This is a genomic window from Streptomyces sp. NPDC002619 (genome assembly GCF_042889305.1).
Lineage (GTDB): Bacteria > Actinomycetota > Actinomycetes > Streptomycetales > Streptomycetaceae > Streptomyces.
The window spans coordinates 338,860-352,760 of record NZ_JBIAQV010000003.1 but is presented as its reverse complement, the minus strand read 5'-3'; the positions used below and the strand labels follow the sequence as shown (position 1 = coordinate 352,760).

The window sequence follows — 13,901 nt, the reverse complement described above, 5'->3', positions numbered from 1 at the left end:
CCCATCTCCTGGACGGGGCCGCCCTCACTTGCACCCTCGTGTCAGACCTTGAGCGTCTTGATCGACGTCGGCGCATGCGCCGGCTCCGTCGCGACTTCCTCGAACTCGACCACGTTGCTGATGTCATTCGTCGTGGACATCGAGATGTTCGTGACCCGCTCCAGGATCGCCTCGACGACCACCGGCACCTGGTGCTCCGCGGCGAGCTTCTTGGCCAGTTCGAAGGCCGCGCCCAGTTCGTTCGGGTCGGTCACGCGGATCGCCTTGCAGCCGAGGCCCTCGGCGACCTTGACGTGGTCGACGCCGTAGACGCCCAGTTCCGGCGAGTTGATGTTCTCAAACTCCAGATTGACCTGGAAGTCGATGTCGAACGCCCGCTGCGCCTGGCGGATCAGGCCCAGGTAGGAGTTGTTCACGAGGACATGGACGTACGGGATCTTGTGCTGGGCGCCGACGGCCAGTTCCTCGAGCATGAACTGGAAGTCGTAGTCGCCGGAGAGGGCGACGACCGAGGCCTCCGGGTCGGCCTTCGCCACGCCCAGCGCCGCCGGGATCGTCCAGCCGAGCGGGCCTGCCTGGCCGCAGTTGATCCAGTGCCGCGGCCTGAAGACGTGCAGCATCTGGGCGCCGGCGATCTGCGAGAGGCCGATGGTGGAGATGTACCGAGTCTCCGGGCCGAAGGCCTTGTTCATCTCCTCGTAGACACGCTGCGGTTTGATCGGGACGTTGTCGAAGTGCGTACGGCGCTGGAGCGTGGCCCTCTTCTCCTGCGCGGACGCCGCCCAGGCGCCGCGGTCGGGGAGCCTGCCCGCCGCCTTCAGCTCCTTGGCCACCTCGATGAACAGCTGCAGCGCGGCCTTCGCGTCGGAGGCGATGCCGTAGTCGGGGGCGAAGATCTTGCCGAGCTGGGTGGGCTCGATGTCGACGTGGACGAACTTGCGGCCGGCCGTGTAGACGTCGAGCTTGCCGGTGTGGCGGTTGGCCCAGCGGTTGCCGATGCCGAGGACGAAGTCGGACTCCAGGAAGGTCGCGTTGCCGTAGCGGTGCGAGGTCTGCAGGCCGACCATGCCCGCGTTCAGCTCGTGGTCGTCGGGGAGCACGCCCCAGCCCATGAGGGTCGGGACGACCGGGATGCCGGTCAACTCGGCGAACTCGACGAGGAGTTCGGCCGCGTCCGCGATGATGACACCGCCGCCCGCGACGATCAGTGGCCGCTCGGACGCGTTGAGCAGCCCGATCGCCTTCTCGATCTGCGGGCGGGTCGCGGCGGGCTTGTAGACGGGGAGCGGCTCGTACGTCTCCGGGTCGAACTCGATCTCGGTGAGCTGGACGTCGATCGGCAGATCGATCAGGACCGGGCCTGGACGCCCCGAGCGCATCAGATGGAAGGCCTGCTGGAAGACACCGGGGACCTGCGCCGCCTCCAGGACCGTGACCGCCATCTTCGTGACCGGCTTGGCGATCGAGGCGATGTCGACGGCCTGGAAGTCCTCCTTGTGGATCACCGCGGTCGGGGCCTGGCCGGTGATGCAGAGGATCGGGATGGAGTCGCCGGTGGCCGAGTACAGCCCCGTGATCATGTCGGTGCCGGCCGGTCCTGAGGTGCCGATGCAGACGCCGATGTTGCCGGGGTGGGTACGGGTGTAGCCCTCGGCCATGTGCGAGGCGCCCTCGACATGGCGGGCGAGGGTGTGGGTGATGCCGCCGGAGGCCTTGAGCGCCGCGTAGAAGGGGTTGATCGCCGCGCCCGGCACACCGAACGCGTCCGAGACGCCCTCGCGCTTGAGGATCTCAACTGCCGCGCGGGCAGCGGTCATACGAGCCATCGAGTACTCCTGCTTCGGCTGTCGGATGCGTACTTCCGTCGCGCCCCGCGGTAAGCACTTCCGTATTGCGGAATTTAGTTTCTACTATCTGGAATCAATGTAGGCGGGTGACCAAAGGCCGTCAAGAGACGGACAACCCGGGCCCGACAGGAGCACGATGGGACCGCTGTCCCGATGAGACGCCCTGAGGAAACGCCTTGGAGAGGACCATGTCCGACAGCGTGCCGGTGTGCTGTCCGGCCTGCCGTCGCGAGCACGTCTACGCCGCGCCGTCGTACCCCTGCGCGTGCGGTGCCCCGGTCGCCCCGGTGCTGGACCGGCGGGCCGCGCCGGACGTGCTCGCGCAGCGCAGCTGGGACGAGGACTGGGTGACCGTGTGCTGCGCGTCCTGCGGCCGCCGGGACGAGTGGCCGCACCCGGAGCTGGGCTGCCCGTGCGGAACGGTGCTGCGCATCCCGGTCGCCGGGGTGGCCTCGGCGCCGGATCCGGGCTCCGGGCCCGCCGAGGAGGCACAGCCGCGCCGGGCCTTCCAGCCCGTGACGATCCGCACCGCGCGCGACGCGGTCACCACCGCCGCCTTGTATCTGCGCTGGCTGGGCTACCAGGACATCCGCCGCGCCGACCAGCGGCCCCCGTCCGGCATAGGCCTCGCCGCGCGCGGTCTGGTGGCCCAGGTCGACCCGACGGTCCGCCCCGCCTCGCTGCGTGACGTGGAGTGCCTGTGGCTGACTGCGATGACGGAGTCCGCGGAGTGCGTCTACTTCTCCCTCGCCGGGTACACCGAAGAGGCCCGCACCCGCGCCGACTCCCTCGGCGTCCCCCTGTTCGTCCTGGACCTCACGGGCACCCCACAACCGGTGAACAGCCCGGCCGACGAACTGAACGCGCCTGGCGCCTGACCGGCACCCGTCGCGCACCGCGCAGCCGACCGGAGGCCCGAGCCGCACACGGAGCCCCGACCGACCACAGCGGCGGTCACGGCCGCGGAAGGCCGCCTCGCACGAACGCGCTGCCATACCTGACAGCCGCCCCGCCAGGCCGCATCGTCGACACCGTCCCACGCCAGAAGCGGGCCGGCGCACCGCGAAACGCCGCACCGCACGACGCCCGGGCACGGCAACGTGCCGGGCCCCGGCCGCGTCGGCGGCCGGGGCCCGGAAGGCGTCGCGAAGGCCCGGAGGGCTACGCCCCGTACCGCTCCCGCAGTTCGATCTTGCGTACCTTGCCGGACACCGTCATCGGGAACGCGTCCAGGATCTGCAGTCGGCTCGGCACCTTGTAGTGCGCGAGGCGTCCCTCGCAGTAGGCGCGCAGTTCCACCAGCGTCAGCGGATCGGCCGCGTCGTGCGGGACGACACAGGCCAGCACCTCCTCGCCGTACGTCTCGTGCGGCACCCCGACAATCTGTACGTCCCTGATCTTCGGGTGGGCGTAGAGGAACTCCTCGATCTCGCGCGGGTAGATGTTCTCGCCGCCCCGGATGATCATGTCCTTGATCCGGCCGACGATCTCCACATACCCGTCCTCGCGCATCAGCGCCAGGTCGCCGGTGTGCATCCAGCGGCCGGGGTCGATGGCCTCGGCGGTCCTCTCGGGCTCGTTCCAGTAGCCGAGCATCACGCTGTAGCCGCGGGTGCACAACTCGCCCGCCGAGCCCCGGGGTTGGGTCACGCCGGTCACCGGGTCGACGACCTTCACCTCCAGGTGCGGCAGCACCCGGCCGACCGTGCCCGTGCGGTGCTCCAGGTCGTCGTCGATACGGGTCTGCAGGGAGACCGGGGAGGTCTCGGTCATGCCGTAGCAGATGGACACCTCGGCCATGTGCATCTCCGCGACGACCCGCTTCATCACCTCGACCGGACAGGGCGAGCCCGCCATGATCCCGGTGCGCAGGGTGGAGAGGTCGTACGTCGCGAAGTCGGGCAGGTTCAACTCCGCTATGAACATGGTCGGGACGCCGTACAGGGACGTGCACCGCTCCTGCTGGACCGCCGCCAGCGTCGCCGCCGGTTCGAAGGACGGCGCCGGGATGACCATGCACGCGCCGTGCGAGGTCGCCGCCAGGTTGCCCATCACCATGCCGAAGCAGTGGTAGAAGGGCACCGGGATGCAGATCCGGTCCTGCTCGCTGTAGGCGATCGACTCGCCCACGAAATAACCGTTGTTGAGGATGTTGTGGTGGGAGAGGGTCGCCCCCTTCGGGAAGCCCGTTGTCCCCGAGGTGTACTGGATGTTGATGGGGTCGTCGCACGACAACTCGGCCTGACGCGCATCGAGTTCAGCGCGCCGCTCCGCCCCTCCGCGCCGGGAGAACGCCTCCCAGCTCGCGTCCCCCATGTACACCGTCTCCCGCAACTGCGGGCACCGGCCCCGCACTTGCTCGACCATCGCCCGGTAGTCGCTCGTCTTGTGGCTGAGCGAGGCGAACAGCAGCGAGATCCCGGCCTGGCTGAGGACGTACTCCACCTCGTGGGTCCGGTACGCCGGATTGATGTTCACCATGATCGCGCCGATCCGGGCGGTGGCGTACTGCACCAGCACCCACTCGGCGCAGTTGACCGCCCAGATGCCCACCCGGTCGCCCTTGGCGACCCCGCTCGCCAGGAGCGCGTACGCCAAGTCGTCGACGTCGGCGGAGAATTCGGCGTACGTCCAGCGCCGCCCGGAGGGCACGTCGACCAGGGCCTCGCGCTCCGGCCAGGCCGCGACCGCCCGGTCCAGGCTGGCCCCGATGGTGTCGCCGAGCAGCGTCGTGGCGCTCGTGCCGTGCGTGTACGACGACTCGCTCACCGGAAGTCCTCCTCGCGGTACTCGTCCGCCGAGCCCCCGGCCGTCGCCTCGCGCAGCTCGATGCGGCGGATCTTGCCGGAGACGGTCTTGGGCAGTTCGCCGAACTCCAGGCGGCGGATGCGCTTGTACGGCGCGAGGACCTCGCGGGAGTGCTCGAAGAGGACCTTCGCGGTGTCCGGTCCCGGCTCCCAGCCCTCGGCGAGGACGATGTACGCCTTGGGCACGGCCAGGCGCACCTCGTCCGGCGCGGGCACGACCGCCGCCTCGGCCACCGCCTCGTGCTCCAGCAGCGCGCTCTCCAGCTCGAAGGGGCTGATCTTGTAGTCGGAGGCCTTGAAGACGTCGTCGGAGCGGCCGACGTAGGTGATGTAGCCGTCCTCATCCCGGGAGCCGATGTCGCCGGTGCGGTAGTAGCCGCCCGCCATCGCCTCGGCCGTACGGTCGGCGTCGCCGTGGTAGCCGGTCATGAGGCCCACCGGGCGGTCCGACAGGTCGAGCGCGATCTCGCCCTCGCTCACCCCGGGGGCGCCGGAGACGGGGTCGAGGAGTTCGACGCGGTAGCCGGGGCTGGGCCGGCCCATGGAGCCGGTCTTCAGGGCCTGGCCGGGGCTGTTGGAGACCTGCACGGCGGTCTCGGTCTGCCCGAACCCGTCCCGGATGGTGACGCCCCAGGAGCGGCGGACCTGCTCGATGACCTCGGGGTTCAGCGGCTCGCCCGCGGCGACGGCCTCGCGGGGTGGGGTGCGCAGCTGGGTGAGGTCGGCCTGGATGAGCATGCGCCACACGGTCGGCGGGGCGCAGAAGGTGGTGACCTGCGCCCGGTCCATCTCGGCCATCAGCCGGGTCGCGTCGAAGCGTGTGTAGTTGTGGATGAAGACGGTCGCCTCCGCGTTCCACGGGGCGAACAGATTGGACCAGGCGTGCTTGGCCCACCCCGGTGAGGAGATGTTGAGGTGCACGTCGCCGGGCTTCAGGCCGATCCAGTACATGGTGGCCAGATGGCCGACCGGGTACGAGAGGTGCGTGTGCTCGACCAGCTTGGGGCGGGCGGTGGTGCCCGAGGTGAAGTACAGCATCAGCGGGTCGTCGGACCGGGTGGGGCCGTCCGGCGTGAACTCGGCGGAGGCGGCGTACGCGTCCTCGTACGCCTGCCAGCCCTTGAGGGCGCCGCCCACCGCGATGCGCGTGTAGTCGCCGGGCACTTCGTCGAACTTGCCGGTGTCGGCCGCGCGCACGAGCACATGCCGCACCTGGCCGCGTTCGACGCGGTCGCGCAGGTCGGCGGGGCCCAGCAGCGGGGTGGCCGGGATGACGACGGCACGCAGCTTCATCGCGGCGAGCATGGCCTCCCACAGCTCGGCCTGGTTGCCGAGCATGACCAGGATGCGGTCCTCGGCGCCCACACCGCGCTCGCGCAGCCAGTTCGCGACGCGGTCGGAGCGGTCGGACAGCTCGGCGAAGGACAGCCTGGTCTCGGTGCCGTGCTCCTCGACGATGTGCAGGGCGGTGCGGTCGTTGCCGTCCGCGATGACGTCGAACCAGTCCAGGGCCCAGTTGAACTGCTCGGGTCGCGGCCAGCTGAAGCCCTCGCAGGCCGTGGCGTAGTCCTCGCGGTGCTCCAACAGGAAGTCCCGTGCCGTGCGGAACACCTCCGTGGCCGTCGTCATATGCCCACCTCTCCTTTTTGGTCGTTCGCCCCCGGGTCGCTCCCTGACCGTTTCGCCCCTACGGCTCACTCCCTGGTGCCGGACCATTGCCGGGCGGCTCTCTGGCATCGTGTAATCCGTGACTCAGGTCTCACTACCCCCGTACGGGGGTGTGGACAGCACAAAGGCCGCGACGAAGGGGCGAACAGGTGGCAGGAGACGGCACGGGGGTGGTGGAGATCCAGGGCGCGCTGGCCCGGCTGCGGCGTGCGACGGGGCTTCCGGTGGCCTTCGGCGGCCTGGTCGAGCCCGGACGGCCGCGGGTGCGCATCAGCGAGCTGAGCGGCACGGCCACCGTGGCCCTGCGCTCGCTCGCGGTGACCTCGGGCAACGGCCTGGGCGGCAAGGCGGTGGCGCTGGCCCGGCCGTGCGCGGTGACGGACTACTCGTCGTCGCGGCAGATCAGCCACGAGTACGACGTGCCGGTGGCCGTGGAGGGCCTGCGCTCGGTGCTCGCCGTTCCGGTGGTGGTACGGCGCCGGGTGCGGGGCGTGTTGTACGGCGCCCTACGCGCGGCCCAGCCGCTGGGCGACCGCACATTGAGCGCGGCGGTGGCGGTGGCGCGGGACGTGGAGCAGACGCTGGTGGTCCGGGACAAGGCGCAGGAGCTGCTGGCGGCGGCCCGCCCGGAGCCGGTCGCCGACGCGGCCGCCGGTGCCTCCTGGGAGCAGGTGCGGGAGGCCCACGCGGCGCTGCGGGCCCTGGCGCCGAGGATCTCGGACCCCGCGCTGCGGGCCGAACTCCTCGCCGCCTGCGGCCTGTTGACTGCTACGGAACCGGTGCGTGCCGCGAGTCTGGCGCCGCGCGAGCTGGACGTCCTGGCCTGTGTGGCGGCGGGTGCGACCAATGCGGCGGTGGCCGAACGCCTGGGTCTGCGCCCCGAGACGGTCAAGGGCTATCTGCGCTCGGCCATGCGCCGGTTGGGCGCCCACACGCGCGGGGAAGCGGTGGCGACGGCTCGTCGGGCGGGGCTACTGCCGTAGTCGTAAGGAACCTTGTCCATTCATCAGGACCAACCCGCGAATATCCTTGTGCGGGGCACCTGTTATTTCGCTCACCATGTCTTCCGTCCGAATTTCAAGGATCATTGCCTAGAATTTGGTCCGGACACGACACGAGGGGAGCGGTGACCGTGCGACGGGACTTCCAGGAGCCTGCTCGATGCCGCCCCGACCTGGTCATCGGCCGGGAGGACCTGTTCACGGACGCCCGTGAGCAGCTCACCTCGGGCGGCAGTGTGCTGCTCCACGGCCCCGCCGGAATAGGGAAATCGACCGTCCTGCGGGCATTGGCCGCCGAATACACCGGCGCCGCCCGCACCGTGTTGCGGTGTTCGGCCACCGAGTCCGAATCGCATCTGCCCTTCCTCGCACTGGCCGACCTGCTCGGCCTGGCCCTCGACCAGGTCTCGGGACGGCTGCCCACGGCCCAGCGCACCGCCCTGGAGTCGGCGCTCACCGGCCGCGGCGAGTCCTCCCTCCAGCGCGACGGCCTTGCGCTGCGCCTCGCAGTGCTGTCCGCGCTGCGCGCGCTCGCCGCCGAGGGCACCGTCCTGATCGTCGCCGACGACCTGCAGTGGCTGGACCCGGCCAGCGCGGAACTCCTCGGCTTCGCCGCCCGCCGCCTGGGCGGCACGCCGGTCCAACTGCTGTGCGCGGTACGGACCGAGGGCTCCGAGGGCCAGGAGTACGACCGCCATCTACGCGCGTCCCCGCCGGACACCGTCGCCCTGCGCCTCGGCCCGCTCTCCCGCGCCCAGGTGTCGGCCCTGCTCGACGACCGCGGCCACACCGGCCTGACGCGCTCCACGGTCCGCGAGATACACCGCACCAGTGGCGGAAACCCGCTGTTCGCCCTGGAGTTGGGCCGTGCGCTGGCCGAGAGCTCCACCCCACCCCGGCCCGGCGAGCCGCTGCCGGTGCCGACCTCGCTGCGCGCGCTGGTGCTCAGCCGGCTCGACATGCTGTCGGTAGAGGCCCGCCGCACCCTGCTGGTGGCCAGCGCGGGCGCGCGTCCCACCCCCGCGCTGCTGCTGGCGGCGGGCCGCGAGAACGTCGAGGCCGAGTGCGCCCAGGCAGCCGAACTCGGGCTGCTGGCAACAGACATCGAGGGTCCGGCCGGTCCCACCATCCGGTTCGCGCACCCGCTGATCTCAGCCGCGCTGTACGCCGAGGCTCCCGCGCACGAGCGGCGCGCCGCGCACGCCGCGCTGTCCACGGCGGCCTCCGACCCGATCGAGCGGGCCCGCCACCTCGCCCTGGCGACCACCGGCACCGACCCGGAGGCCGCCGCCCGCCTCGCCGAGGCCGCCGCGCAGGCCCGGGACCGCGGGGCGCCGTCCGTGGCCGCCCAACTCGGTCTGCTCGCCGCCCGGCACACTCCCTCAGGCACCGTGCCCGGCCCGAACGAACGCCGGTTGCAGGCCGCGGAGGACGCGATCACGGCGGGCGAGATCGACCTCGCACGAGACATCGCCCGCGAGGTGCTGACCCGGGCCACCGTGCCCGCGGACCGGGTGCGGGCCTGGATCATCGTGATCGACACGGCGGGCCACACCATGACGGAGGTGGACGCCGTGTTCCCGCAGGCTTTGGCCGACGCGGGCGACGACCCCCGGCTGCTGGCCCTGGTCCACTACCAACTGGCCTGGCGCGGACTGATCGTGGAGGGCGACTTCACCGAGGCCCGCGAGGCGGCCGCGCACGCCGCGGAGCTGGCCGCGCGCGGCGGCGACCGGCGCACCGAGCTGCTCTCCCTGGCCTTCCAGGCGCAGACCGAGACCTTGATGGGCCATCCGAACGCCCCGGCCACCATCAAGCGCGCCCTGAAGGAGCCTCAGGACCCGCTGGTGGCCTGCCATCACAACGGGGCGGGCAGCGCCAGGTTCCGCTGGCTGCTGATGAGCGACCAGCTCGCCGAGGCCCGCGCGACGGTCACCGCGCTGCTGCGCGAGGTGCGGCGGCGCGGCTCGGTGGAGAGCGAGGTGCACTTCCTGCGCAGCCTCGCCGAGGTCGAACTGCGCGCCGGGCACTGCGGACGCGCGCTCGACCTGGCCCGCGACAGCCTGCGGCTGGCCCGCGACAGCGGGATCGGCGAGACGGCCTGCGCCATGATCGCCTCGATCGCCGAAGCCTCCGGCGGGGACGTGGACCGGGCACTCGCGCTGGCCCGGGAGGCGGTGGAGCACGCCGAGGAGGACGGCGACCAGATGTACCTCTCGCGGGCTCTGGGCGCGCTGGGACAGGCCCAGTTCGTGGCCGGGGACCCGGCGGGCACGGTCCGCTCACTGCGCCGGGTGCGCGAGCTGGAGGTGAGTCTGGGCGTCCACGACCCGGCGCGCGGGCGCTGGCAGGGCGACCTCGCCGAGGCGCTGGTGCTGATCGACGAGGTCGCCGAGGCGCAGGACGTCATCGACGTCACCCGCGAGCACGCGCTGCGGCTCGGCCGGGACAGCGTGCTCGCCGTACTGGACCGGGCCGAGGCGCTGGTGCGGGCGGCGCAGGGCGACCAGGAGACCGCGGTCTCCCAGCTGACGTCCGCTCAGGACCGGCTCGCCAAGCTGGGATTCGGCATGGAGGAGGCGCGGGCCGCCTTCGCGCTCGCGCGGCTGCGCCCCCGGGGCCAGGCGTCGTACGACGAGGCCACCCGGCTGTTCCGGCGCTGCAGTGCGCTGCCCTGGCTACGCCAGGTGGACGAGGCCGGCACGGCGCCCAAGCCGCGGCCCGCGGCCGCTCCCCCGGCGCTCGACGGTCTGGAGGGTCTGGCCTCGATGGAGCGTCAGGTCGCCGCGCTCGTCATGGAGGGCGCCACCAACCGGGAGATCGCCGCACGCCTGTTCATCAGCGTGAAGACGGTCGAGGCCACCCTGACGCGGGTCTACCGGAAGCTGGGGATCCGCTCGCGGGTGGATATCGTCCGACTGGCGGCGGGGCGTCGCGCGAAGTGAGAACGTGGCCGGTTAACTGACCCGACCGAGGGTTTTCCCTGCCCTGTGCCCCTAGGGAGTTCCCTCATAGGGAGTCAGGGGACCCGGGTCCTAGCTTAGGGGCGTGCCGCTCGCCCGGGCATACGGGGGTCGGTCCCGCGACCCCCGTGCAAACCCCCCACACCCGTGCGAACCCCCCACCGGCAATTCCCACGAGGAGACTCATGTTCGGGCTCACCCGTGCCAGAAAGACCGCAGCCACGGTGGTGGCGGCCGCTGCCGCCGCCGCGAGCGCGCTGATCGCCGCCCCCTCGGCGGTCGCCGCCCCGGAGCCCATCGTCGGCGGCAGCACGACCACGACCACCTCGTACCCGTTCATGATGCAGATCACGGACGCGTCCCAGAACCAGTTCTGCGGCGGCACCCTGGTGGCGCCGAAGAAGGTCGTGACGGCGGCGCACTGCATGGTCGGCGAGACCACCGGCAGCGTCCGTGTGGTCGGCGGCCGGACCTACCTCAACGGCACCAACGGCACGGTCAGCCGGGTCAGCAAGATCTGGATCAACCCCAGCTACACGGACGCCAACAACGGTGACGACGTGGCCGTACTGACCCTCTCGACCTCGATGCCGTACACGACGGCGTCGTACGTCTCCTCCTCCCAGACGAGCGTGTACGCGGCCGGCACGACGGCCCGCATCCTCGGCTGGGGCACCACCTCGGAGAGCGGCAGCTCCTCCAACCAGCTGCGGACCGCGACCGTACCGATCGTGTCCGACTCCGGCTGCCGCAGCTCCTACGGTTCGGACTTCGTCCAGTCCGACATGGTTTGCGCCGGATACTCGTCCGGCGGCGTAGACACCTGCCAGGGCGACAGCGGCGGTCCCCTGCTCATCGGGGGCGTCCTGGCAGGGATCACTTCCTGGGGGGAGGGGTGCGCGGAGGCCGGTTACCCGGGTGTCTACACCCGGCTGACCACCTTCTCGAACCTGGTGACCACACAGGTCAACTCATAGCCCGGAAGAACTCCTGAGCACCCCCTCAGGCAGAGCCAGGGGGGCGCTGCGAGCCTCCACGAGCGGCCCGCAACGCCCCCCTATCCAACGTCTACGGATGTACGACGGGCCCGAACCGGATGTCGTACGCGGCTCCCGGATGCAGCACCGCGAGCATGCGCTCGCCCTCCTCCGCCACCTCCGCGCACCGATCCCTGGTCAGCCCGCCGAACACCTCGATGACCATTGCGTCCTCCGCCAGTTTCCACACACCCGCCAGGAAACCGTCGACGAGGAGGGCGCGGTGGGCCTGGTTGCCCTGCCAGGTACGGCCCCAGTACTCGGGCGGTACGACGCGCGTGCGGTCGGCGTGGGAGAGGAGCAGGTTGTCGAACTCGGGCAGGAAGCGGGGCGGGGCCGGGGTGTCCGGGTCGGGGCGCGGGGCGTCGGGGAGGTCGAAGAGTTCGGTGCCGTCGGGGGCGCGGAAGGTGACCAGGCGGGGGCGCAGCCGCTCGAAGGCGTCCCGGAGGCGGGTGAGTCCGGCCCAGGTCTGCATGTCCTTCACGGAGGCCGGGCCGAAGGCGGCGAGATAGCGCAGCACCGTGGCGTCCGGCGCCGGGGCGGGCTCGGCGCTCCGGCCCAGCCAGTGCTCGGCGGTGGTCAGGGCGACCTGCCCGCTGCGGCCCCACAGCCCGCGCGGGGTGACCTGGACGAGTGGCAGCTTGCAGCGGGCGGCGACGGCGAGCGACTGCGGGTCGGCGTCTGGCCACTCGGCGAGCAGGGCCTCGCGCAGCTGCCGCATGGTGCGCGGCTCGGCCTCGACCAGCTCACGGGCGAGTGCGGCGAGCCGGTCCAGGTCGACGCCGGCGAGCCCCGCGCGGAAGTTGGTCAGCTCGCGGTCCCTGGCCGGCTGGACGAGCGGGCGCAGGGTGAGACAGTCGTCGGCGGTGTGGGTGTGGATGGTCGAGCGCAGGGTGACGATGCGGACGGCCTCGCGGTCGGCCATGAGCCGGGACAGCTCCTCGGGGGCGAAGCCGTCGAGCCGGGCGGCCAGGGCGTAGTACGGGGGTTTGACGTTCTGCGCCTGGAGTCCGAGGAGGTGCGCAAGGGCGGCGCCGGCGGAGAGGGGCGAGCGGCGCAGGAGAAGCTGCCGGTCGAGGGTGGCGCGGTTCAGCGCGCGGGTGCCGATCATGCGGGGGCCGTTCAAGGGGGCCGTCGCCTTGGTGGTGCTCCGCTTCGTGGTGCTCGTACTCCGCTTCGTCATGCTCCGCACGCTAGTCGGGCTTGCGGACACCTTCGGTCCGCAATTCTCACCGATTCCCGCCCGGCAACCCGGATCCGACGCCGTATGCCCCGTATATCCTGCTCGGTGATCACGCCGGTAGCACGACACGCCTGCGCGGTGGTCACGTCGGCGCAGGCCCGACAGAGAGGCAGCCCGCGATGCCCGAGCGACGCGACCGCCACGCCTCCAGGGTCTCCCGCAAGTCCGTCTGGCGCCGGGCCCAGCCCCCGGCGCAGCCGCCCGCGCCCGCGCCGCCCGCAGAGTCCACCGCGCCCCGGGCCGCGGAAGCGGCCGAGACGGGCAGCATCGTGCAGGCGGCGCTGTACCGCGACGGGGTGCGTGTCGCCGCGCCGGCCACGCTCGCCGACACCTTCCGCGAACTGCGCCGGCAGCGCTCCGGCATGGCGTGGATCGGGCTCGCCCGGCCCACGGAGGACGAACTCCTCTCCCTGGCCGACGAGTTCGATCTGCATCCGCTCGCGGTCGAGGACGCGATGGAGGCCCATCAGCGGCCGAAGCTGGAACGGTACGGCGAGACACTCTTCGTCGTCCTGCGCGCCGCCCGCTATCTCGACGCGCCCGAGGAGGTCGACTTCGGCGAGCTGCACGTCTTCGTCGGCCCGGACTTCGTGATCACGGTTCGACACGGCGGGGCCCCCGATCTCTCGGCGGTCCGGGGCCGTATGGAGGACTCCCCCGATCTACTCAAACTCGGCCCGGAAGCGGTGCTGTACGCGATCCTCGACTCGGTGGTCGACGGTTACGCGCCCGTCGTCTCCGGCGTCCAGAACGACATCGACGAGATCGAGACCGAGGTCTTCCGCGGCGACCCCGAGGTCTCCCGCCGTATCTACGAACTCTCCCGCGAGATGGTCGAGTTCCAGCGCGCGACGCGTCCGCTGGTCGGCATGCTGCACGCTCTGATCGCCGGTTTCGCCAAGTACGAGACCGACGAGGAACTCCAGCGCTATCTCCGCGACGTCGCCGACCACGTCACGCACACCAGCGAACGCGTCGACGGCTTCCGCCAGGCCCTCACGGAGATCCTCACGGTGAACGCGACGCTGGTGACGCAGCAGCAGAACGCGGAGATGCGGGCGCTCGCGGAGGCGGGCTTCGAACAGAACGAGGAGATCAAGAAGATCTCGTCCTGGGCGGCCATCCTGTTCGCCCCGACCCTCGTCGGCACGATCTACGGCATGAACTTCCAGAACATGCCGGAGTTGCACTGGGGCTTCGGGTACCCCTTCGCGATCGGGCTGATGGGGATCGTCTGTCTCAGTCTGTACCTGATCTTCAAGCGGCGGGACTGGCTCTAGATTCCTCGCACCTCGCTCAGCCCTCCCTCATTCTTTGCTCTCGCATCGATCAGGA

Annotated in this window: 9 protein-coding genes; 5 read left to right on the top strand and 4 right to left on the bottom strand. The window is 71.2% G+C overall.

Features of this window, described 5'->3' with window-relative positions:
* Positions 1–41: 41 nt before the first annotated feature.
* The gene (gcl, locus tag ACFYXB_RS08770) at positions 42–1,826 is read right to left on the bottom strand and encodes a glyoxylate carboligase (protein WP_389579309.1); all 1,785 of its coding nucleotides are present in this window, start codon (positions 1,824–1,826) and stop codon (positions 42–44) included.
* A gap of 209 nt (positions 1,827–2,035) precedes the next feature.
* Between gcl and ACFYXB_RS08765 the strand changes: the two genes are divergently transcribed.
* On the top strand, positions 2,036–2,725 hold the full coding sequence (locus ACFYXB_RS08765; RefSeq protein WP_389579307.1) for a hypothetical protein: 690 nt from the start codon (positions 2,036–2,038) through the stop codon (positions 2,723–2,725).
* A gap of 283 nt (positions 2,726–3,008) precedes the next feature.
* On the opposite strand, the gene ACFYXB_RS08760 is transcribed toward ACFYXB_RS08765, so the two are convergent.
* Both ACFYXB_RS08760 and ACFYXB_RS08755 read right to left on the bottom strand, forming a co-directional pair.
* Positions 3,009–4,616, bottom strand: coding sequence for an AMP-binding protein (locus tag ACFYXB_RS08760; protein WP_389579304.1), 1,608 nt, complete (start codon positions 4,614–4,616; stop codon positions 3,009–3,011).
* Entirely contained in the window at positions 4,613–6,283 is a 1,671-nt protein-coding gene (locus ACFYXB_RS08755) for an AMP-binding protein (RefSeq protein ID WP_389579302.1), read from the bottom strand. The genes ACFYXB_RS08760 and ACFYXB_RS08755 overlap by 4 nt, the downstream gene beginning before the upstream one ends.
* A gap of 188 nt (positions 6,284–6,471) precedes the next feature.
* On the opposite strand from ACFYXB_RS08755, the gene ACFYXB_RS08750 reads away from it, so the two are divergent.
* The 3 genes from ACFYXB_RS08750 (at position 6,472) to ACFYXB_RS08740 (ending at position 11,263) form a co-directional block, all read left to right on the top strand.
* Positions 6,472–7,305, top strand: a complete 834-nt coding sequence (locus tag ACFYXB_RS08750; RefSeq protein WP_389579299.1) for a response regulator transcription factor — start codon at positions 6,472–6,474, stop codon at positions 7,303–7,305.
* Between the two features lie 143 nt (positions 7,306–7,448).
* Positions 7,449–10,268, top strand: coding sequence for an AAA family ATPase (locus ACFYXB_RS08745; RefSeq protein ID WP_389579296.1), 2,820 nt, complete (start codon positions 7,449–7,451; stop codon positions 10,266–10,268).
* A 203-nt stretch (positions 10,269–10,471) separates the two neighbouring features.
* On the top strand, positions 10,472–11,263 hold the full coding sequence (locus ACFYXB_RS08740) for a S1 family peptidase (RefSeq protein ID WP_389579293.1): 792 nt from the start codon (positions 10,472–10,474) through the stop codon (positions 11,261–11,263).
* Between the two features lie 91 nt (positions 11,264–11,354).
* Here ACFYXB_RS08740 and ACFYXB_RS08735 read toward each other — a convergent pair whose 3' ends face one another.
* Positions 11,355–12,506, bottom strand: coding sequence for a winged helix DNA-binding domain-containing protein (locus tag ACFYXB_RS08735; RefSeq protein WP_389579290.1), 1,152 nt, complete (start codon positions 12,504–12,506; stop codon positions 11,355–11,357).
* Between the two features lie 179 nt (positions 12,507–12,685).
* Between ACFYXB_RS08735 and ACFYXB_RS08730 the strand changes: the two genes are divergently transcribed.
* A complete protein-coding gene (locus ACFYXB_RS08730; protein WP_389579287.1) occupies positions 12,686–13,846 on the top strand; it encodes a magnesium and cobalt transport protein CorA in 1,161 nt (386 codons plus the stop codon).
* Positions 13,847–13,901 lie beyond the last annotated feature (55 nt).